This window comes from Streptosporangium sp. NPDC002524 (genome assembly GCF_040295985.1).
In the GTDB taxonomy this organism is placed as follows: Bacteria; Actinomycetota; Actinomycetes; order Streptosporangiales; family Streptosporangiaceae; genus Streptosporangium.
Window position 1 is genome coordinate 209,607 of the sequence record NZ_JBEOWK010000013.1, and the last position, 22,660, is coordinate 232,266.

Sequence of the window (22,660 nt, forward strand, 5' to 3'; positions counted from 1 at the left end):
TATCCGTCCCGCCGGCTCCCTCGACGTGGAAGGCGAACCCGGGGTCGTACGCACTACTGGTGCTACTGGTGCTACTCGTACTGCTCGTCGGGGGCGTCGACCCTGACGAGGCTCTTGCCGGTGAGCTGGGGGTAGATGACGCCGGTGGTCATCTTGCCGAAGGTCTGCGGGATCCAGGTGCCGGTGACCTCGACCCAGGTGTCGGTGGGCGGTGCCTGCAGTCCCCTGACCGCGACCTTCAGGGGGAAGGCGTCCGCGGCGCAGCAGGCGATCTGCATGCGGGTGACGTACCACTGGCCCTTCCTCTTGGCGGGGGAGACGAAGCCGGTCAGCTTGACCTCGCGGCCGGTGAGGGATTTCTTGTCGTCGTCCCAGGCGCGGCCGATGAAGTCGCCGACGGTCATCTCCACGGCGCCGGTGCCGGTGAGCGGGGTGAAGGAGCCCGGGGTCCGGTCGCGGGGCGGCGGCGTGTCGTCGCGGGAGGCGGCGAACGAGCCCAGTGCGGGCGGCGCGATCAGGAAGATCGCGAACACCGGCAGGCACAGCAGCCACGCGACCCGGGGGCCGCCGTGCGCGTGGTCGTGCCCGTCACCGTCACCGTCCCTGTCACTGTCACCGTCATCGCCACTGTCGCCGCCGCCGTTTGCGGGCCCGTGCCCGCTCGCGCCGGGCCGGTCGTGGTCGTGCGGGTGCTCGCGCACGCCCTCCCCGGTCACGTCCTCCTGGGCCCGGATCGCCTGGAACAGGCCGATGAGCCCGAGGACCACCAGCACCGCCCCGGCGCCGATCAGGAACGGCCGGAAGCCGGGTTTGACGTAGTTGAGGTAGGTCGTGGAGAACGCCGAGATCCACAGCACGGCACAGCCCAGCAGGGTGAGGACGAGGTTCTGGGTCACACGGTTCATCGGGGGACGCGGGTTCCTTCCGCCGTGACGGGACGCGAGAGGGAGAGGGGCTTCACAGCAGCAGCCATCCGAACAGGGTGCTCACCAGGACGGCGAGGGCGAAGGTGACCGGGACGAACCTGAGGGCGAAGGCCTTGCCGAACGTGCCGGTCTGCAGCGCGATCAGCTTGAGGTCGACCATCGGCCCGACCACCAGGAAGGCGAGCTTCGCGGTGGGGGAGAAGGCGGTCATCGAGGCGGCCACGAACGCGTCGGCCTCCGAGCAGATCGACAGCAGCACCGCCAGCAGCGCCATGACCAGGACGGCGAGCCAGGGCACCTCGGCGATCGCGGTCAGCCACTCGCGGGGGACGGTGACGTTCATCGTGGCCGCGGCCAGCCCGCCGACGATGAGGAACCCGCCCGCGTGCAGCAGGTCGTGCCGCATCGCCTCCCCGAACCGCGCCCATTTACGGCCGTCGCCGTGCGGCCGGGAGGGGATCCGCAGCCAGCCGGTACGGCCGAACCTCAGCCACAGCCAGCCGACCAGCACCGCCACGGTCAGTGACGCGCCGAACCTGGCCAGCACCATCAGCGGCTGCCCCGGGAAGGCGACGGCGGTCGCGACCAGCACGATCGGGTTGATCGCGGGGGAGGCGAGCAGGAACGCCAGCGCGGCGGCCGGGGCCACCCCCCTGGCCATCAGGCCCGAGGCGACCGGGACGGACGCGCACTCGCACCCCGGCAGCACCGCCCCCGCCACCCCGGCGACCGGTACGGCGGCGGCCGGGTGCCTCGGCAGCGCCCTGGTCCAGAACGACGCCGGGACGAACGCCGTGATCGCCGCCGACAGCGCCACCCCGAAGACCAGGAACGGCAACGCCTGCACGCAGATCGCCACGAAGATCGTGGCCCACGTCCGCAACGCGGGCGCCGTCAGGTGCGGCGCGAGGGCGAGGCGGCCCACCACCAGCAGGACGACGACGAGCGCGAACCCCCACGGCAGGGCGGCGGCGGCCCCCGCGCCCGCCGAGCCCGTACGTCCCCAGGAGTCAGGGGGGAACGGGCTCTCGTCGGTGGCCCACGCGTCCACGTCGCGCGGGCCGGATCGAAGATCGGACATGCGCCCTATCGTGGCAGACCGCTCCGGCGGGCCGGGACGGCCTCCAGAAATCCACATCGTGAAGGCATACGGCGACCTCAAGATCGGACAGAACCCGGAAGCCAAGAGGGGTCAGTGCTTGTCGTCGCCCTCGTCGCCCTCGTCGCCCTCGTCGTCCTGCTCGTTGCCCTGGTCGTCGTTCTGCTCGTCGTCCTGGTCGTCGGCTTGCTCCTCGCCCTGGCCGGTCTCGTCGGCGGTGTCGTCGGTGATGTCGGTGATGTCGGTGGCGATGGTCGTGGTGACGTCGTCCGAGTCGTCCTGGGTGGGGGCGGTGCAGGCGACCCTGAGCGTCTCCCGCGCCGCGGCGGAGCGTTTTTCGTCGACGCGCGCCGCGTAGCCGTCGAGGCTGAACGGGGCGCTCCGGCTGAACGGGGGGTGGACGGCCGTTCGGGCGACCCGGTCGTAGAGCGGCTGGAGCTCACCCCGGAAGTAGGCGTCGGCCAGCTCGGTCTCGGTCACCCCCGCGTACTCCATGAGCGCGGTGATCGCCTGGTGCTGCTCGCCGTACTGGTTCTTGTTCCTGACGAGCGTTCCGCCCTCCAGGAGCAGCTGGGTGAAGTGCTCGGTGAGGCCTTCGTTGAACCAGAAGCCCAAGACCGCCAGCACCGCCGGGCTGGAGAGCCTGTGGACCGTCTCGTGGTACTCGGTGCCGATGCCGGTGCGGTTCTCCTTGATGTATATGTGGTCGTCGATCTGGGTGCCGTTCGTGGTGTCCGACGTGGCGAACCTGTCGTCCGAGCGCGCTTTCTCGATCTCCCCCGGGTTGTCCGGCATCCTGTTGAGCACGAGGAGTGCGCCCATCTCGTCCTGGGTGACGTAGTGGACGTGCTCGTCGCGGAGCCAGCCGGGATCCGCGGGCAGTGTCACGTACTGCTGGAAGGTGGCGCTGCCGGTGAAGAGGGTCACGATCTGCTCCGCGGTCAGCCGCGCCGCCCTGGCCTTCTCGCCCCCGGACTCCGACACGGCCCGCTGTAGCGCGTCGACGACCTGCGGCGTGTTCCCCTCGGGCGTGTTGGAGTCCCTGGACGGGATCAGGTCGCTGACGACCAGGTCGGGGTTGATCACCACTTCCTGCGTGCCCACCGTGATGGCCAGGCTGAACGGGGAGAACTGGCCGGACTCCATCCTCCGGTCCAGGATCCCGGTCTTCGGGTAGGTTCCCGGCGGGACGGGGACGGGCCGCGCGTTCCTGAGCTTGCGCTGGTCCACCGCGGTCTTGGGGAACGCGGACAGCTGGGAGGGGACTGTCACCTCCGGCAGCTCCTTGAGTGTCGCGAGCATTCTCGTCCAGAACTCCGAGTGGTCCGCGTCGTGCCGCTTCTCGGTCGCGTCTATCGCGTCCACCGTCTTCTGGTACGTCTTCTCGACGAGGGCGTCGCGGCCGATGAGGTAGTCACCGTCGTCGAGTGTTGATTTGGAGGCGACCATCGGCACGCCGTTGGGGCCGCGGACGGGCACCGGCTGACCGATCCTGTGCCACATGAAGTCGCCGTATCCCAGCTGCTTCTCCTCGGCGTCGCCGAGTTCGCCGTTCGGCCTCCGCCGGTAGATGGGGGTACGGGCGGGGGCGGGGGTGTTGACCGAAGCGTGGAACCTGGGGTGCTCCACCAGCTCGATCGCCGACGACGTGGGAGCGCCGAAGGGCGCCTCCGAGCCGGAGTCCGTCAGGAGATCCCGCTTGTTCAGGGTCAGCGTGCCGGCCCCCTCGACGTCCTCGGCCTCCTCGGCGGCGTCGGCCTCCTCACCGTCCTCGGGGGTGGACGTCTCCGGCTGGCCTTCCCGCCGGGACGGCCCGGCCTCTACCCGGCTGAGCGCGTCCAGCTCCTCCATGATCGCTCGCGTCGCCGCTTCGATCGTCTCGTCGGCCGTCTCCTCGTTCGTGTCGTCATCGCGGCTCCGCCTGTTTGGTGGCGTGCCGGTTATCTGGCGTTCTATATCGGCCCAGAAGTCCTCGCCGGCATCGTCTATCTCGTCATCGTCGATCTGCGTGGCGGCGATCTGGCGTTGTATCGCGGCCCAGGGGTCATCGTCGCCGGACTCGTTCTCGGAGAGGTCCGGGGAGGAGCGCGGGGACGAGTCGGCGGAGGACGAGTCGGGGGTGGTGGTGCGGGAGGACCTCTTGCGCCGCAGCGATTTTCTCTTCGAGCTTGAGCCGCTCATCGTGCCTCCTCCTGTGTGGTCGGTCTCGTCGTGCTCCCGGTGACCGAGGCGGCCGGGCGGAGGGGGTCCGCCCTCCGCCCGGGGCCTCGGCTCGGGAAGGTCATCGGACGGCGGCCTGGTACGTGAGCACCAGGGTGACGTTGCCCAGGGCGCTCCGGTCGCCTTCGGTGGTGAAGGTCCAGGGGGACGGGCCGCCGCCGTTGAGGCTGAGGCCGGGGGTGGTGAGCGGGACGCCGTCGGCGAGCGGGAGCCGCCGCCCGGTCTCCAGCACCAGCCGTGCCGTGCCCTCGCCGCCCCCACCGCTTCCACCGCCCTCACTGCCCGCGCCGCCCTCGCCGGCGTACTCGTACCTCGCGTACAGGCCGGTGATCCGGCGGCTGCTCATCGCGGGGAACAGCTCGGGGGAGAGCGGCAGCACCAGGGGGCCGTCGCCGTCGAGGAAGGCCGCCCACTCCCTCGGGAAGTCGCGGGCCACGTCGATCAGGTGGGCCGCCGGGTAGGGGCGGAGCATGCCCTTGACCGCCTCGGTGAACACGTCGCCGCCGTGCTCGGCGGTGTAGCGCACGGTGAGTGTCACGTCGGTCAGGGCGCCGGCCGCGGCGGCGCCCCGCGGGCCGCCGCCGAGCTCCAGCCGCCAGGTGGACACCGCGCCGGTGCCCTCGAAGGGCAGGTAGCGCTCGTCGTCGTAGCGCAGCTCGAACAGGCCGTTGTTCTCCAGCGGGTACTCGACCTGCGACAGCGCGATCCGCTGGCCGGGGCGCCAGTCGCCGCGCAGGGTGGCGGGGGCGTCGCCCTGCGGGTCGAGCAGGTACTTGACCGCCTTGGGGTCGGCCTCCAGCACGGTCTTGCTGGTGAGCTGGGTCAGCGTCGCGTTCAGCCCGAGCTGCTCGCCGGCGGCGTCGGTGAAGGTGACCGACACGGTGCGGATCTGGCGCAGGAAGTGGCCGGGGAAGTCCCGGCCGAACAGGTCCTCGCCCAGGGTGAACTCGCACCGGCCGCCGGAGCGCAGCCGCAGCAGCGCCACCGGGTCCACCTCCAGCAGGGACACCCTCTTGGTGATCTCCATGCCGCGGGTGTTGCCGGTGGCGTAGGCGTGGCCGAGCCGTTCCAGGTCCATGCCGAGGCCCTCGGCCGCCTGCAGGCCGCTGCGGCGGCTCTCCCAGTACGACGGCCGGATCAGCTCGGGTTCGCCGTCGGGCACGCCGCGTTCGAACCGGTAGGCCGCCTCGGCCGCCCGCGCCGCCTCGTAGGCCAGCTCGTAGGCCTGGAAGCACAGGCCGGACAGCCGCGCCGACAGCCAGCCGTACAGCTCGGCGCCGGTGAACTTGTCGCGCATGAACGTCGCGGTCGAGGCGTTGTGGGCGGTCTCCTGCTCCAGGATCCGCAGCTCCTGGCGGGCGGCCTCCAGCCGGTGGTTCGCCGCGGTGATCTGGTGGCCGAGCTGGAGCATGTCGCTGCCGGCGATGGCCTGCTGCAGTTTCCAGTCCTCGACGGAACGTTCGTGCTGGGCGCGCACGCCCATCGCCTCGCCGGTCATGCTGAGGCCCTCGGCGGAGGATTCCGCCACCTCACCGGCCTTGTCCAGGGCGCGGCCGACCTGCTCGCCACCCCACTCGGTGCCCAGGATGAACGGGCCGACCTTGACCTGCGGCGCCGGGTAGGCGAACGCGGCGCCGGTCTTGAGGATGGCGGCGACGACGTGCAGGGACGCGCCGATGGACATCATCGCGAGCTGGCCCTGCTCCAGCGGCGACATCCCCTTGTCGACGAGGTCGCCGTAGTGGTCGGAGCGCCCCTTCGCCGCCGACAGGCTCTCCTGCAGCTCGGCCAGGTCCTCCTCGGCGATCCTCACCTGTGCCTGCCGCACGGCGAGTGTCAGGCCGAGGATCGTCCCCTCCTGCCTCACCTGCAGCAGGTTCAGTTCCTCGGAGTCGCGCCGCTCCAGCACGCCCAGCAGGTCGGCGCTGAACTGGCGTACGCGGTCGGTGAGCTCCTGGGCGCGGCGCAGGGCGACCGGGAAGCGCTGCGGCGGTACCGGCACGGTCGCCGCGGCCGCGGCGGCCTCGCCGAGCGGGGTGCCGGCGGCGGCGGCACGCACCAGCCGCATCGGGTCCAGCGGCGGTTCGAACAGCGGCAGCGGCTGGCTGACGCCGAGGATGTTCAGCGATTCGCGGATCTTGCGCAGCCGGTCGATGACCCGCTCCCAGTATTCGGTGAACACGGTGTTGTCGGGGATGTGGAAGTAGGAGTCGGCCACGCCCGCGTTGACCCGGCCCGCCTGTTCCAGCAGGGAGCCGCCACCGGTCAGGTAGCCGAGCAGGTCGAGGTCGCCGGGCTCCCGGTCCAGGTCGGTGAAGCTCTGTGCCCGCGGGGGCAGGGCGGTGCCCAGCCGTTCGGGGGCCTCGCCGAGCAGGTCGAAGGCGAGGATGTACAGCATGCGTGCCTCGTCGACGCTTTCCGGCGTGTACTGCCGGAACAGCATGTCGCCCCAGTCGAGCAGGTTGTCGATGTAGCCCATCACCACGGCCCGGCGGTAGGCGACCGGGCGCAGCCGGGCGATGGCGTGCGGGTCGAACGGGTCGTCGCGGTAGGCGCGCAGCAGGTCGGCCCGGCCGCCCAGGGCCTGGAGCTGTTTCTCCAGGTCGGCGAGGACGGCGGTGCGCTCGCCCAGCGCGGCCACGGCGGCGGCCTGCCCGGGGGTGAGTCCCGTGGTGGCGGCCAGCGCGGTGACGGCGGCGGCGACGGCCCGGTGGGTGTCGTCGGCGGTGACGGTGAGCAGGTCGCTCTCGCGGGGCCGTCCGTCACCGGTGTCGGCGGCGGCGAGCCTGCGCAGCGCGGCCAGCACGTCCGGCAGCCCGGCGTCCTCGACCGTCGTGAGGGGGACGGCGAGCTCGCGCAGCACCTCCAGGTCGCGGGCGCAGCCGTCGGCGAGCGCTCGCAGGTCGGTGCCGAGGAAGGGCAGGAACCGCCAGTGGCCGTGCGGGTTCGTCGGGTCGAAGACGTACTCGTACCACTGTTTGGCGTCCTCGAACCGCTGGGCCTCGTTGAGCGCCTGCGCGATGAGCAGCGGCGCGTGGAAGAAGATCTCCCAGTAGTAGACGCCGTTGGCGCTCTGGAAGTCCAGGTGCGCGCCGGTGGGCAGCCGTCCCTCGTCGACGGTGTCCTCGTGGACCCGGACCGCGGTGGTGGCGCCGGGGTCGGTGGTGACGGCCACCTCGTCGCTCTCCTGGGTGGCGGTGTCCAGCAGACCGGCCACCCCGCCCGACAGCAGCCGCTGGTTGAGCGCGGCGGCGGTGCCGGTGGTCAGCCGGATGATCTCGAAGGGCAGGGCGGTGCGCTCGTAGGGGCGGGGGACGGCCGCGGTCTTGGTGCGGCGCGCGTAGAAGCCGCCGACGAACAGGAACAGGCCCTCGTCGGAGTCCATCGCGGCGTCGAACGGGGTGGGCGACTCGCGGGGCAGCCCGCCCCAGGCTCCGGCGACCGGCAGGTACTCGCCGGCCTCGTCGGGCCCGTGGCCGGTCGCGCCGCGGGCGTAGGCGGCGCCGGAGAACAGGTAGACCTTGTCGCCGCGGGTGAAGGCGGTGTCGATCTCCCTGGTCAGCGGTTTGGGGTAGCCGGTGTCGACGAGGCGGCCGGGCAGGCCGTCGGTGCCGAGGGTGTAGCGGACGTACTCGTCGCCGCTGGTCAGGTACAGCTTGCCGTCGCCGGTGTAGGCCGCGCCGGCCTTCCCGGTCGAGGCCAGGTGGGTGGTGGCGCTGATCTGGTGCTGGGTGGTGGTCCCGGTGGAGGTGATCTTGCGGTAGAAGCCGCTGCCGGTGCCGCCGGCGGTGCCGTTGTCGCCGTTGTCGAAGAAGTAGGTGGTGTCGTCGCGCCACGCGGCGGCGTTGACCCGGGTCTGCGGCAGGCCCGCCCGGTTGCCGGCGAGGGGGAGCGGGTACTTGCTCTGCCCCTCCAGCTCGTCGAGGACGAACCGGCTGCGCCGGGGCCCGCCCTGTCCACCGCCCTGTCCACCGCCCTGTCCACCGCCCTGTCCTCCGCCCTGCCCGCCGCCCTGTCCCGCGCCGTGTCCCCTGCCGGGCCCGTCCGGGTCGGTCTTCCAGGTGTAGCGGGCGTAGAAGTTCCCGGCGAAGGCGAAGGCGAAGCGGTTGCCGACCAGCACCGCGTCCAGCGGCTTGAAGGTGGCCGGCAGGTCCTTGAAGATCCACAGGTCCTCCAGCCGGTGGTCGGCCGGGGGCTCGGGCGGGTTCTTGGCCGCGGCGGCGGCGATGTCCTCGGACGTCGTGTAGCGGCCCAGGCCGTAGGAGACGAAGTACTCGACGTCGTCGGGGGTGGTGAAGGTGATGTCGACCTTCGTCCACGGCGGGAGGCCGTCCCTGTTGGTCTTGATGTTCTTCGGGTAGCCCTCGTCGATGACCTGGAACGGGACGCCGGTGAAGCGGACGTAGCGCTGGCCGGAGAAGACGAAGGTGTGCCGGCCACGGGTGAGCACGGTGTCGACCTTGTCGGCCCTGGGCAGGACGGTGGGGACCAGGCCCCACCGGGAGGCGGTGGCCAGCCGCCCGCTCAGCGCGCCCGCGGGCGTGCCCGCCGGGGCTCCGGCCGGGACCTCGCCCGGCACCGACTCCGCGTACTGGCCGGTGGCGCTGTCGAAGAAGTAGCGGGCGCCGCCGGGCAGCTCGACCGCGGCGTCCACCTGTCCCCACTCCGGCAGGCCGTCGCCGTTGCCCGCCAGCGGCAGCAGGCCGGCCGAGGTGTCGGGGCCGGCGTCGGCCGGGCGGCACAGGAAGCTGCCGCCCTGGACGTCCACGCTGAACCAGGAGCCCGACTCCGCGGCGACCGGGGTGTCGAAGCGGACGACGTCGGCCGGCCTCACCGGGTCGACGAAGATCTTGGCGACCCGTTCGGCCGCCGCGGAGAGGGCCTGGGCGACCTTGTCGTCGGTCTCGCCGGCGACCCACGCCCCGGCCAGCACCTCCAGGACGGGGCCGTGGAAGATCCCGAAGGGCAGGTCGGAGATGCCGGGGATGTCGGCCAGCGCCCGCTCGGTGAGGTCCTCGGCGACGAGTTCGGGGCTGAGGGAGAACATCAGGCCGATGCGCCGCACGGTCGGGTTCCGCGGCTTGCCGTCCTTGTCCGGCGGGTTCGGCGTGGTGAGCGTGTAGGCGCAGGCGACCACGACGGAGGTGCGGTCCTCGCCGGCGGCGACCGGCTGGATGAACAGGGTGACGTTGTCGATGGTGCCGCCGCGCGGGGCGCTCACGCCGAGCGTCTGGGCCGCCACCCACTCCTTGTTCAGGTTCTCGAACGAGTAGAAGATCTTGATCTGCCGGGTCGGCGGCTTGCCGCTGACCTGCTGGCCGTCGCCCCTGGACTCGGACACCACGGTGCTCGTGGCCACGTCGCCGGCGACCGGTTCGACGGCCGCCCAGAACACGAACATCCGGCCGAAGGCGTGCACCGGGTGCACCTGGTCGGCGTCGATCTGCAGGCCGACCTTCTGCCACGGCTCCCAGGACGCCGACAGCCGCTCGCGGCTGGTGAACTCCGCCCGGCGGTGGTAGTAGCGGCGCGGGTCGGTCTTGGTGCGCCCGAACAGCGCCAGCCGGTACGGGCCGTCGGCCGCCCGGTCCTTGGTGTAGACGTAGCCGCCGGCGATGGTGAGGCGGGAGACCTCGGTGTACTCGTCGAGGTAGCGCTTGTAGGCGTGCTCCACCGTCACGGCGGTGATCTCGTTCTGCAGCAGGTCGCCCTCCAGCGCGCGGAAGGCGGGGGTGCGGTCGGCGCGCAGCTCGGGCCGGATGTAGTTCTCCGGGTAGAGGAAGACCTTGCGGTTGGACTCCCACAGCCGGTAGCCGCGCATCCACTGCCACCACTCGCGAATCCGGCGGCGGACCTCCTCGGCGGTCTCGACGGCACCTGCGGCACCGGCGGCACCGGCGGCACCGGTGACAGCGACAACACCGGCGGCAGCGGCGGCACCGGTGCCGCCGGGCCCGTTCGGCGTGGCCCCGTTGGAGGCGGCGGCCCCGGGGGCCCCGGGGGCCCCGGGGGCCTCCAGGCCGAGCAGGTAGCGGTGCACGTAGAGCTGGACGGCGGCGATCGCCTCCCGGACCCGGGAGGTGGTGCCGCGGGGGCCCATCTCGACGTCGATCAGGAACCGGTCGAACAGGTCCCCGGGGGTGCGCAACCCGTCGCCGGGACCGCGGGCGAGCAGGGCCGCGACCAGCGCGTCGCGCCGCAGCACGTTCAGCTCGTCGTGCAGGACGCGCCGCAGCGCCGGCCGGTCCGCCGGGTCCTCGCGGCGGATCAGCAGCTCCTGCAACGCCTCGGCGGCGGCGTCCAGCGCGGCATCGCCGCCACTGCCGCCCTTGTCGGCGTCGTCGGCGTGCAGCCGGGACCACACGTCGGCGTGCAGCGCGGACGGCACGGTGCCCAGCCGGGCGGTGAACGCGAACAGGCCGGCGATCCGGATCAGGAACTCCAGCTCGAACAGCGACTCGTCGGCCGCGCCGTCGGTCAGCAGGCCGACCCGCCGCCGGCACCACCGGATCTCGTCGGCGTCCCAGCCGAACAGGTCGGCCAGGTAGCGGTACGGGTCCTCGACGGCGCTCTCGCCGGGCAGCAGGAAGGCGGCCAGGTCACCGGGGTGGGCGCGGGCCAGCTCGGCGAAGCGGGCGATCGTCCGCACGTCGCCGAGCCGGAAGTCGGCCGTGCCGGACCAGCGGTGCCGCAGCGGCTGCGGGTAGGTCCGGTCGGGGGTGTCGTAGCGCTCGCCGGAGTAGCGGACGTGCTCGGTGTCCCGGCACAGGTAGGCGCGGCCCTCGAAGGAGAACGCGGCGTCGGGCCCGGCGTCGAACGCCTCGGGCAGGTTGCCCCAGTCGCCGGCCACCGGCCGCGGGTAGCCGTCCTCGACGGTTTTCAGCCGGGTCATCCGGTAGCGGGCGTACTGGCCGCCGCAGAAGACGTACAGGTCGCCGTCGCGGGAGGTGAACGCCGCCTCCACGCCCGCCCCGGGGCGGCGGAAGGCGTTGTCCACCACGCCCCAGGTTCCGGCGATCGCCGCCTCGCTCACCCGGCCGTCGTGGACGCGCAGGTGGCGGGATCCGGCGAACAGGTACACGGCGCCGTCGCCGTCCTGGAAGGCCGCGTCGATCGCGTCGCGGAAGGCCTCGGGCAGCTCGGCGATCCCCAGCTCGTCCGGCAGCGCCTCGGCGATGCTCCGGGGGTAGCCCTCGTCGGCGCGGTCGTAGCCGCCGGCGCCGGAGTAGCGCACGTACTGGTCGCCGGAGAACAGCAGGGTGCTCCGGCGGCTCTCCCCGCCGGTCGTCCCGCCGATCGTCCCGCTGATCACCAGGGCGGCGTCGACCCGCCCCCGCTCGGCGACGGTGTTGCGGACCCGGGCCAGCGCCGTCTGCTCGAAGCGCGCGCTCAGCCCGCGCGACAGCACGTGGCAGACGGTGCCCGACAGGATCCGCACGGTGCGCCCGCTCCCGGTCACGGCGTCGACCATGGAGCGCCCGCCGGTCTCCAGCCGGTCGGCCAGGTCCTCGTCGAAGGAGACCGGCAGGCCGGTGAACGCCTCCTCGGCGCGCAGGTTGCCGGCGATCGGCCTGGGATAGCCGGGGTCGGCGTGCCGGTAGGAGGTGCCGGTGTAGCGGACGTACTGGTCGCCGGAGAACAGGTAGGTGACCCGGCTCCCGTCGGCGGCGGTGTCGGCGAACGCGGCGTCGACGACGTCGTCGCCGGTGCCCAGGAAGTTGTTGCGGGTCCGGCCCCAGGCGTCCCTGATCGGCCGCCGCGCCGCCAGGGTGCCGTCGTGGCGGGCGAACTCGCCGGGGAAGAAGAAGTACGCGGCGCCGTCGCGGCCGACGAACGCGCTGGTGAGGCCGTCGGCCTTGGCCAGCCCGCGCCAGACGCGCTCCAGCGGGCGCGGCTGCGACCACGCCCCGGTCACCGGCCCGCCGGTCGTCGTACCGGCCGGGGTGGCCGGGTCCCGGCGCACGTACTGGCCGTCGAACAGCAGCAGCGTGCTCTCGCCGACCGTCAGCACGGCGTCCGGCACGGTGAACCCGGCGGGCCGGTGCTCCTCGGGCACGCCCCAGAACCCGGCGTCGGCGACCCGAGGCACCCCGCCCTGCGGCGCCCGGGTGTAGTCGCGTCCGGTGTAGGTGACGTAGCGCATCGTGCCGTCGGGCCCGGGGGGCTCGAACAGGTACGTGGTGCCGTCCTGGACGTAGGCGAGCGTCACCCGGGTCAGCCCGCCCCAGTGCGCCGCGATCGGCAGCGGCGCGCCCTCGACGTCGGCGTCCATCGCGGCGGCGCCGTCGTAGGCCACGAACTGGTCGCCGCTGAACAGGTACGTCTTCCCGTCGGCGCCGACGAACGCGGCGTCCACCGCGTTGTCGTGGTAGACGTTGTTGCGCGCCCGGCCCCACTCCTCGGCCAGCGGGTAGGCCCGTCCCAGCCGGGCGTCGAAGCAGGACGTGCCCTTGAACAGGTAGGTGTTGCCGTCGGCGCCGTGCAGCACGGCGTCCAGGTCGCTGCGGAACTCCGGCGGCACCGCGCGCGGGAACCTCGGCCGGGCCCGCCTCGGCGCGACGGCCCCCCGCTCCGGCTGGCCGTGCAGGTACCAGCCGCCGCCGTGCTCGGCGAGCAGGGCGCCGTCCTGGTCAAACGCGCAGCCGACCGGCTCGGCGAGGGCGTCGCCGTAGCGGCGGTAGGCGCTCTGGGAGACCGCGTGGCAGCGCCCGCCGCCGAACAGGTAGACGGTTCCCCGGTCGGCGAACGCGGCGTCCAGGGCGGCCGGAGCCTCCTTGAGGGCGCCCAGCCGAGGCTCGCGCGGCAGCGCGGCCAGGACCTGCGGGTAGCCGAGGTCGGGCGCGGACAGGTCGGTGCCGGTGTAGCGGACGTAGTGGTTGCCGGAGAACAGGTAGGTGCGGGTGCGCACGACGCCGTCGGTGCCGGTGTCGTCGGCCACGAGGGTCGCGTCGACGCGCCCGGTGCGGGCGATGGCGTTGACGACGTTGCCCCAGAAACGGGTGATCGTCGCCGGGTGGCGGTCGTCGATCCTGGTGTGGTCGCCGGTCGAGAAGCGCACGTAGCGGGTGCCGGAGAACAGGTAGGTGCGGCCGTCCTTGCCGAGCAGGGCCGCGTCGACGCGGTCGAACGGCAGGTCGTCCCAGTGGCGGCGCAGCGGCCGCGGCTCCGACCACCAGCGGCGCTTGTTGTCGAAGGTGACGTAGTGCCCGCCGGAGAACAGGTACACCAGGCCGTCGCGGCCGGTGAAGACGGCGTCCACCCGGGTGAACGGGGCGTCGGCCAGCGCGTCCGGCAGGTTCCACCGGCCGGCGGCGAGCGCCTGCGGGTGGGCGGCGTCGGGGACGGTGTAGTCCCTGGTCGAGTAGCGCACGTGGAAGGAGGCGTCGGACTCCTCGGAGCCGGTGGTGTAGTGCACCTCGATGCGCTCCCCGAAGGCTCGTTTGCCGGTGATCGGGTCCACGGCGGCCGGGTCGGCGGCGCGGCGCAGCGTCAGCCGGATCCCGTGGTCGGCGCCGACGTGCCACTCGGGGCCGGTCCCGGACACGGGCGCGTCCTCGGCGGCGGCGATGCCGTGCTCCAGCAGCAGCCTGCGCACCGGGTGCGGCAGCCGTCCGGCGTCCAGGTCGCCGGCGTGCTCCACCGGGAGGGTGGTGATCAGCCCGGCCGTGCCGAACAGGTGGGTGGCGCCGCCCAGGGTGAACGCGGCGTCCACCCGCAGCAGCCCGCCCCAGTCGTCGGCGACGCGCCGCGGGTAGCCGGGGTCCACCGTCGAGTAGTCGGCGCCGGAGTAGCGCAGGTAGCGGTCGCCGGAGAACAGGTAGGTGCGGCCGTCCAGGCCGACGAAGGCGGCGTCGACCGTGCCGCCGGGCAGGGCGGCGCCGAGGGACCCCCAGCGTTGCGCGGTGGGCGCGATGTCGGGCCCGTCCGGGCGCAGCGCGACGGTCCTGCCGTTCTTGAACAGGTGCAGCACCCCGGCCGGGTCGCGGAACGCCGCCTCCAGGCCGCCGGTGAACTCCGCGGGGGCCTGCGGCAGGAACGTCTCGATCAGCCGCGGGAAGCCCGCGTCGGCCTGCGGCTCGCCGCTCTCGACGTCGCCGCTGTAGCGGAACACCTGGTCGCCGGAGAAGATCAGGTAGGCGGCGCCGTCGGCGCAGGCGGCGTCGACGCGGCCGGTCTCGGCGAACGCGTTGCGGATCCGCCCCCAGGCGTCGGCGACCGGCCGCTCGGTGGCGGTGCCGTCCACGACGGCGGCCGTGCTGTCAACGGCCAGGAACCGGTCGCCGGAGAACAGGTAGGTGGTGTCGTCGGTGCCGCGGAAGGCCGCGTCCAGCGAGCGGCGGAACCGCTCGGGCAGCTCGGCGCCGCGCTGCCCGTCCTGCCACCACTCGCCGATCCGGCGGGGGTGGCCGGGGTCGACGTGCTCGCGGCCGGTCCCGGAGTAGCGCACGTACTGGTCGCCGCAGAACAGGTAGACGCGGCCCTCCTCGTCGGTGAACGCCGCGTCGATCGCCGCGGGGGCGTCGAAGGCGTTCTCGACCACGCCCCACTCCTGCTGGTTCGGGGCCCACCGGGCGCCGCCGCGCTGCCGGGTGAAGGTGCGCGCCACCCCGCCGGTGTCGCGGCCGATGATCCAGTCGGTGCCGGTGACGTCGCTGAACGCGGCGTCGACGCCGGCGAGGCCGGCGAAGCGGGCCGACAGCGTGGCCAGCGGCACCGCCTCCTCGCCGGTACGGACGTAGCCGGGGCCGTACACCCAGCACCCCCGGTCCCGGAACAGGTAGACGTTGCCGTCGGAGCTCTCCAGCAGGGCGTCGATCCGGTCGACGCCGGGGGGCGCGGCCAGCGGCTCGGGGAACTTGCCGGCCAGGTCCTGGTCGCGGAAGGCGAGGGCGATCTGGCCGGCGTCGAGGCCGAACTTCGCGGCGAGCAGGGCGACGGCGCGGATCCGCCGCAGGGCGGCGCGCGAGTCCGGCGGCAGGTCGGCGCCGCGTCCGGCGCCGGCCAGCGCGGGGGCGGCGAGCAGCTCCACCGCCCCGGCCGCCCCGCCGGTGACCGCCGCGCAGGCCGCCGCCGTGATCGGCGCGCTCATCCCCAGCTCGTCCTGGAGCACGGCGAGCAGCGCCGCGCTCTGCCGGACGGCCAGCGCCTCCAGCCCGGCGGTGATCTCGGCGATCGCCGCGTTCGTCCGCTTCGCGACGGCGTGCAGCAGGAAGAAGACGTCCTTGGCGAAGTCCTCCAGGCCGGGCAGGGCGAAGTCCAGCGCGTTGTACACCTCGGCGAAGTAGCCGAGCCGGTGTTCGGGGACGCCCAGCTCCGGGGTGAGGTGCCCGGCCTTGACCAGCCTGGCCACGAGCTGGGCCTGCTCGTCCGGGTCGAAGCCGAACTCGGCCGAGGCCACCGGGTCGACCCGGTAGGGGCGGTGGTCGGCCAGGGCGGTGGCGATCCGCTGGAAGATCGCGGAGTTCTCGGCCGCGGTGAACCCGGCCAGCTCCAGCCGGTTCGCCGGGTCGGCGAAGAACGCCTTGCTGCCCTGCAGGACGCGGTCGTCGGCCAGGTGGACGCCGTCCAGCAGGTCGGCGGCCCGCTGCGCGGCGGCCGGGTCGGTGATGTCCAGGAAGTCCGCCGGGGTGACGGCGAGGAGCCTGGCGCGGGCCCCGGTGAGCTGGCCGCGCAGGGCGGTCAGGACGTGGCGGCGGTAGGGGTAGAACTCCAGGGCCAGCGCTAGCTCGCCGAGGCCGGGGTCGAGCAGCGCCGCCGGGTCGGCGAAGAAGCCGCCGGCGTCGAGGTGGCCGTTGAAGCGCAGGCTCTCGACCAGGGCGGTGATCTGCTGCGGCGACAGCGGCAGCGCGGCCAGGGCGGCCGGGTCGAAGACGACGGCGCCGGCGGTGAAGCGGGCGGCCAGCTCGCCCAGGCGGGCGTGCACTCCGGCCGCGACGCCGCCCAGGTCGGCGTTCACCGTGAACGCGGCGCGGTTGTGCGGGAGGGCGAAGAAGCCGGGCCGCAGCACGGTCCCGGCCTCGTCGAGGTGGCCGTTGAAGATCAGGTTGTCGTACAGCTCGGCGCGCCCGGCGTCGTCCAGGCCCGCCAGCTTCGCCAGGTCGGAGGGGAAGAAGACGGCCGGTTCCGGCAGCGGCCGCCCGGGGACGGGCACCGGGCACAGGTCGCGCAGCAGGCCGAACAGCGCGTCGCGGTACCCGCCGAAGTCGCGGGCCAGCCGCAGCCGCGCGGGCGTGTCCGGCAGCCGGTCCGCGACCAGGGCGCCGCCCGGTTCCAGATGGCCGGCGATGACCAGGTTGGTGTAGACCTTGACGGCGAGGCGGTCGCCGAGCCCGATCCCCTCCAGGTCGCCGCCCACCACCATGTCCAGCTCGGTGAGGGCGTTGTAGGCGGCGGCCGCGGCCTGGGCGGCCTCGACGCGCAGCAGCCGGGCGTCGCGGCGCGAGACCACGCCGTCGGGGTGGGCGACGGCGATGTCGTGGATCACCGCGGCGGCGCGCGGGCCGAACCGGGGGGAGACGAACAGGTCGGGGGAGGGGGCGAGCTCCTCGAAGCGCAGGCGCAGCTGCGCCAGCAGGGCCGCGTCGGCGTCCGGCTCCTCTTCCGCGCCCGGGACGGCCTGCCCGTTCAGGACGGCCCGCGCCCCGGCCCCGCCACCGGCACCGGCACCGGCACCGGCGTTGAGCCCGCCACCGGTCCCGCTGCCGAGCCCGCCACCGGATCCGTTCCGCCCGGCGGTTCCGGCCCGGGCCCGTGCCGCCGCGGCGCCCAGCACGGTGGCCAGCTCCCGGCCGCTCAGGTCGGCCGAGCGCATCCACGGCACCACGGCCAGCAGGGTCTGCGCCAGCCACAGGCCGGAGGCGACATCCCCGCCGGCCAGGACCGCGTGGTAGTCGCCGGTGGTCGCCCCGGTGTCGATCAGCAGCGGGAAGGTGGTGTGCCGTCGCAGCGCCGGGTCGCTCTCCAGGGCGTCGAGCACGTCGAGCAATTCCGCGGCCGAGACGCCGAGCGCGGTGGAGAGCCGGTGGATCCGGTGCAGCAGCGACAGCTCGGCCGGGCCGGTCGCGCGGTCGAAGGGGCGCGGCTGCGCCGTGCCGTCCGGGGTGGACCGTTCCCGGAAGCGGGTGACGAGGGCGGCCAGCTCGTCCTCGGTCAGGGACAGCGCCGCGGTGATCCGCCGCCGGTAGTCCCTGTTGCGGGTGGCGAGGACGTCGCCCGAGCAGGCGAGCACCGGCCGGTCGGCGTAGCCGTGCGGCACCCGCGCCGACCCGAGGACCACCGGGGCGCCCGCCGTGGCGAAGGGCACGTTGAACACCCGGTCGAACAGGTCGCGCGGCGTCTCGCCGTCGCCCGCGCCGAGCGTGTTCATCGGGGCGACCAGGCTGACGGCGACGTCGATCGGCACCTCCAGGCCGCGGTGCAGGTGGAGCAGCACGGCGAGGTGGCGCAGCGCGCGGGCGTCGATCCGGTTGCCGCAGCAGTCGCGCAGCACCAGGTCCAGGTCGGTGAAGGCCAGGCCGGTGCGGCGGGCCAGCCGGACGAACCGGGAGACGCGGTCGAACCAGTCCGCGGGGATCGGCCCGTCGCCGTCGGCGCGGACGAGCTCCTCCTCCTCGGTGTCCAGGACGACCACCGGGCCGCCGTGGTGGACGAAGAGCGCGGACGCCGCGGCCCGCTCCGGGGGCACCCCGCCCTTCGAGGCCGCGCCGAGGCCGCCGTACAGCAGGTCCCGCAGCTCGGCGCCGGTGATCGACGCGGCCTGCCGGAAGCGGGGGACCGCCTCCAGGACGCGCAGGCTCTCCTCCGCCTCGGCGTCCAGCCCCCAGTGCCCGCGCAGTACGGGGCCGTCGCCGAGCGGGGTGGTGAGCACCTCGACGTCGTCGGGGGTGAGGCCCAGGTACTCGCGGGCGACGACGTCGGGGGCGGGGACGTCGGCGAGGTGGCGGTAGAGCTCGGCGGGCTCGACCCGCAGGTGGTGCAGCAGCCGGCGCAGCCGCTCGTGCCGCAGCGAGAACGGCATGGTGAACGGGTGCCGCAGCGCCCGCAGCACCTGGTCGGCGCCGACCGTCCGGCCCCGGGTCAGCTCTTTCTCCAGGACCTCGTTGACCACGTCGAGGTAGGGCAGCTCGGTGTAGGTGTTCGCGCCGTCCAGTGGAACGTTCCCGATGGCGGGGCGGCGTGAGAGGAGGTCGCCCAGCAGCCCGGCCGGGGCGTCGTCGCCGAGGAGCTGGATCAGCTCGGCGAGGTAGGCGGCGGGGGAGTACACGGAGCGGGACTCGTCCAGCTCGCGGAAGTCGAGGTCACCGAACAACTGCTCGTAACTGGGGAGAGAGTCGGCCGGCTGCATAGATCCTCCTGGGCGGGCCGCGAGACCGCGGGCGTGCGGAATTCACATGGGCATGGAACGGGCAGGGGAATTGCCGTGCGTTTCGGGCAGGACGTATCGGCGCGCCGTCCTTGCGGGTGCTGCCGCGGGTCCCCCGTGGTGCGAAAAACCGCAGCCGACCTCGGATCCCCGAGCGAAAGATCATGCATGCGTAAGCTAAGCGGACGAATAGTATCAACCTCGTACGAGGATAGCCATAGCCTCTCAACTGGGTGGTCTATTCGGATCGGTCATCGGCCGTGAATTGCCCCCATAAGCAAATGCCATTTTTCGGACAGCACTTTTGGGGCAGGCGAATACCGGGCGAATACTGGAGAATTCACCGTCTGACGGCAAACGGGGCATATTCGTAACATGCGCACCAGGGGTCACACCCGCGCGTCAGGGGGCGGCTCCCGCCGCGTCCGGGGAGACAGGCGCGCCGGACACGCCGGCGAAGGCCGCCCCCACCTCGGCCGGCGGGTCCTCACCCGGCGCGGAGCACGGCTTCGAGAGACGTCTCGAGGATGTCCAGACCGGCGTGCAGCTCGTCCTCGCCGATCGTGAGGGGCGGGGCGACGCGGAAGATGCCGCCCATCCCGGGCAGCTGGACGATGTTCATGTGCAGGCCCCGTTCGAGGCAGGCCGAGGTGATCGCGTGGCCCAGCGCGTCGGCGGGCACCTTGCTCCTCTTGTCCTTGACGAGCTCGACCCCCTGCAGCAGGCCACGGCCGCGGACGTCGCCGACGACCTCGTAGGTGTCGCGCAGCGCGAGCAGCCGGCCGGTGAGCTGCTCGCCCAGCCTCGCGGCGCGCTCCGTGAGGTTCTCCCGGTCGATGACGTCGAGGACCGTCAGCGCGACGGCCGCCGCCAGGGGGTCGGAGACGTGGGTGGTGTAGAAGAGGAACCCCCGCTCGTGGCAGACCCGCTCGATCTCGGCGGTCGTGACGACGGCCGCCACGGGCAGCCCGGCTCCCAGGGTCTTCGACAACGTCAGGATGTCGGGCGCGACCCCGTCGCGTTCGAACGCGTACATGGTCCCGGTGCGGCCGAGGCCGGTCTGCGCCTCGTCCAGGACGAGCAGCATCCCGCGCTCGTCGCACATCTCCCTGAGGCGGCGCAGGTACCCGGGCGGCAGGTCGATGATCCCGCCCGAGGACAGGATGGGCTCGACGAGGCAGGCGGCGAGGCTGCCGGCGGACTGCCGGTCGACCAGGGCGAAGCCGTAGGCGAGCTCGGCCTCCCAGTCGTGGGAGCCGTCGGAGGAGCGGAACGGCGAACGGTAGGCGTTCGGCGTGGGCAGCGCGAGGTTTCCCGGCATCGGGGGGCCGTAGCCGTGCCGCCCGGCGGAGAAGGTCGCCGCGGCGGCCCCCTGGGTCATGCCGTGCCAGGAGCGGTCGAAGGAGACGATCTCGAAGCGGCCGGTGGAGAGCTTCGCCATCTTGATCGCGGCCTCGTTCGCCTCGGCTCCCGTGGTGAGCAGCAGCATCCTGGCGAGCGCCGGGGGCAGGGTCGCGGTGAGCCTGCGGGCGAGCTCCAGCACCGGCGTGCTGAGCATGCCGCTGAACAGGTGGTCCAGCGACGCGACCGCGGACGAGACCGTCGCCACGATGTCCGGGTGCGCGTGGCCCAGGATGGAACTCATCTGCCCCGAGGTGAAGTCGAGGATCGGCCTGCCCTGGCGGTCGAAGACGTACGCGCCGGAGGCGCGTTCGATGACCCGGGGGGTGAAACGGGCTCCGTAGCGGACCAGCAGGCGGTCCGCCTCGTCCCAGAACGTCGTGTCGTCCATCGCCAGTCCTCTCCCACCGCGCCCGGCAGGACACCGGATGTCCCGCTCGATGCCGCCTCCTCGCCATCCTCCATCGGCGGCAAAGCTCGTAACAAGCAAACAAATACGCCTCACCGTTCGGTACTGCCTTATGTTTGACGCCATGCTCAACCCGCAACGTCTAGCGATCCTGCGCGCGGTCCTGGCCGCCGGGTCGATCAACAGGGCGGCACGCAACCTCGGCTACTCCCCGGCGACGATCAGCCAGCACATGACCACCCTGGCGAGGGAGACCGGGCTGGTCCTCTTCGAGAGGCAGGGGCGCGGCATCAGCCCCACCGACGCCGCCCGGCACCTGGCGGACCAGGCCCAGTCGCTCCTGGCCGACTTCGGGCGCCTCGAGCGCGTCGTCGCGGACCTGCGGGGCGGTCAGGCGCAGCACCTGGCGATCGCCTGCTTCGCCTCGGCGGCCGAGCGGTGGATCCCGGAGGTCGTGCGGACCGTTCGCCGCCACCAGCCGAACCTCACCGTCGAGATCAGCCTCAACGAGCCCGTCGACGGGCGCGGACGCCGGCGGCCCGACCTCGACATCCGGACCGAGCCCGCGGGCGGAGCCGGGGTGCACCTCGACGGCTACCGGCGTCACGAGCTCACCGTCGAGGAGCTCGTCGCCGTGCTTCCCGCCGCCCACCCCCTCGCCGCCGCCCGGGAGCTCACCCTGCGCGACCTCGAAGGGGAGCCCTGGATCGACCACGACATCTACGACAGCCCGATCGGGCAGATCATCCAGACCGCCTGCCGGGCCGCCGGGTTCACGCCGCGCCACGCCGCCCGCCTGGACGACCACCGGGCGGCGCTGCGGCTGGTGGCGACGGGCGTCGGCGTCACCGTCCTGCCGCGCCTGGCCGTCGCGGAGCTCCCCGGCGGGGTCGTCGCCAGGCCCCTGGTCCGCCCCGCCGTCCTGCGGCGCGTCGTCGTGCACGCCCGCCAGGACCGCCGCCGCGGCGACCTCATCGCCCGCGCGGTGGCCCAGCTCCGGGCCGGCGCCCGCGAGGAGGAACCCGCGTAACCCGCCGGTCCACCGGCACGACCCTCCCGCGAGCCGGACGGCGACGGTGCCCACCCCTCCGGCCGCGCTCCCGTACGAGCGCGGTGTGCCCGGCGTCGGCCGTGCTTCGTGCGAGCGTGGTGTGACCGGCACCGGCGCGTCCCGCATGAGCGCCGTGTGCCCGGCGTCGGCCGCGAGCCGGTCCGGCGCCTGTTCGCCTCAGCCGGGCATCCGCCTGCCCAGGGCGGTCTCGTAGGCGCGCATCGTCCGCACGATCGTGGCGCGTTCGGCCGGGGTGAGGTCGGCCAGGACCTCGGCCCACGCCAGCGCGCTGCCCGACAGCCACTCGCGGATCGGCTCGGCGTACCTCGGCGCGATCGCGACGACCCGCCGCCGCCGGTCGGCGTCGTCCTCCTCCCGCGTCAGGACGCCGCGCCGGGACAGGTCGCCCACCATGAGACTGACGGTCGTCGGGGCGACCTCCAGCCGCTCGGCCAGCCCGCTCACCGTGAGAGGGCCGTCGTACTGCAGGTAGGCGAGCAGCGACAGGTGGCGGGGCGCGAGGTCGAGCGTCCGCAGCGGCTCCGGGACGGGCAGCCGCTTGGCCCGCCCGACGAGCCTGGGCATCAGCAGCAGCATCGACCGCACCGCCTGCTGGGACGTCATGCCGTCCGCGTCGTTGACCATATGGCACTTCACCTATTACCTTTGAACATAAAGCTAATTTGGAAGCAAACGAGAGGTCCACGATGCCACATCTGACCGTCCGGGTCCTGGAGCCGCAGCTCGAAGGCAACGAGCCGGCCCTCATCGCCGCGCTGACCGACGCCGTCGTCGGCGTGTACGGCGAGTGGGCGCGCGACGTCGCGGTCGTCCACCTCGAGGGCGTGCCCGCCGGACGCTGGGGCCTGCGAGGAAAGCCGGTCGGCGAGGCCCCACCCGTGATCGTGTTCGGTATCCGCGAGGCGGCGTTCGCCCGCCCCGACAGCGGCGAGCTCGTCGCCAGGCTGGTGCGAGACGTCACCGACGCCACCGCCGGAGTCCTCGGAGCGCACCTGCGCGACACCGTCACGGTCGAGCTCGTCGCGACCCCGGCCGGCCGCACCGCGATCGGAGGTGTGATCGTCGACGGCTAGCCCCGCTCTCGCGCACCGAGGTGCCCGGCGCCGCCGGAGGCCGCCAGCGGGCCTCACCGGCGTCCCCGCCCGACCGCCCGCGGTGATGAGGAGCGGGC

The 22,660-nt window shown here is 73.3% G+C and carries 8 protein-coding genes; 2 read left to right on the forward strand and 6 right to left on the reverse strand.

Features of this window, described 5'->3' with window-relative positions:
• Positions 1–71: 71 nt before the first annotated feature.
• The 5 genes from ABT053_RS23500 to ABT053_RS23520 all read right to left on the reverse strand — a co-directional run bounded on the left by ABT053_RS23500 (position 72) and on the right by ABT053_RS23520 (position 20,399).
• Positions 72–905 (reverse strand): TIGR03943 family putative permease subunit, encoded by an 834-nt coding sequence (locus tag ABT053_RS23500; protein ID WP_350971307.1) that lies wholly within the window; start codon positions 903–905, stop codon positions 72–74.
• A 52-nt stretch (positions 906–957) separates the two neighbouring features.
• Positions 958–2,007: a permease gene (locus tag ABT053_RS23505; RefSeq protein ID WP_350971308.1), complete on the reverse strand. Its 1,050-nt coding sequence runs from the start codon at positions 2,005–2,007 to the stop codon at positions 958–960.
• Between the two features lie 111 nt (positions 2,008–2,118).
• Positions 2,119–4,206 (reverse strand): hypothetical protein, encoded by a 2,088-nt coding sequence (locus ABT053_RS23510; protein WP_350971310.1) that lies wholly within the window; start codon positions 4,204–4,206, stop codon positions 2,119–2,121.
• A gap of 100 nt (positions 4,207–4,306) precedes the next feature.
• Entirely contained in the window at positions 4,307–18,589 is a 14,283-nt protein-coding gene (locus tag ABT053_RS23515; RefSeq protein ID WP_350971311.1) for a hemopexin repeat-containing protein, read from the reverse strand.
• 505 nt (positions 18,590–19,094) lie between these two features.
• Positions 19,095–20,399, reverse strand: a complete 1,305-nt coding sequence (locus tag ABT053_RS23520) for an aspartate aminotransferase family protein (protein ID WP_350971313.1) — start codon at positions 20,397–20,399, stop codon at positions 19,095–19,097.
• A gap of 142 nt (positions 20,400–20,541) precedes the next feature.
• On the opposite strand from ABT053_RS23520, the gene ABT053_RS23525 reads away from it, so the two are divergent.
• Positions 20,542–21,447 (forward strand): LysR family transcriptional regulator, encoded by a 906-nt coding sequence (locus tag ABT053_RS23525; RefSeq protein ID WP_350971315.1) that lies wholly within the window; start codon positions 20,542–20,544, stop codon positions 21,445–21,447.
• A gap of 198 nt (positions 21,448–21,645) precedes the next feature.
• On the opposite strand, the gene ABT053_RS23530 is transcribed toward ABT053_RS23525, so the two are convergent.
• Complete coding sequence (locus ABT053_RS23530; protein ID WP_350971317.1) at positions 21,646–22,113, reverse strand: MarR family winged helix-turn-helix transcriptional regulator; 468 nt, start codon at positions 22,111–22,113, stop codon at positions 21,646–21,648.
• Between the two features lie 62 nt (positions 22,114–22,175).
• Between ABT053_RS23530 and ABT053_RS23535 the strand changes: the two genes are divergently transcribed.
• On the forward strand, positions 22,176–22,562 hold the full coding sequence (locus ABT053_RS23535) for a tautomerase family protein (RefSeq protein ID WP_350971319.1): 387 nt from the start codon (positions 22,176–22,178) through the stop codon (positions 22,560–22,562).
• Positions 22,563–22,660 lie beyond the last annotated feature (98 nt).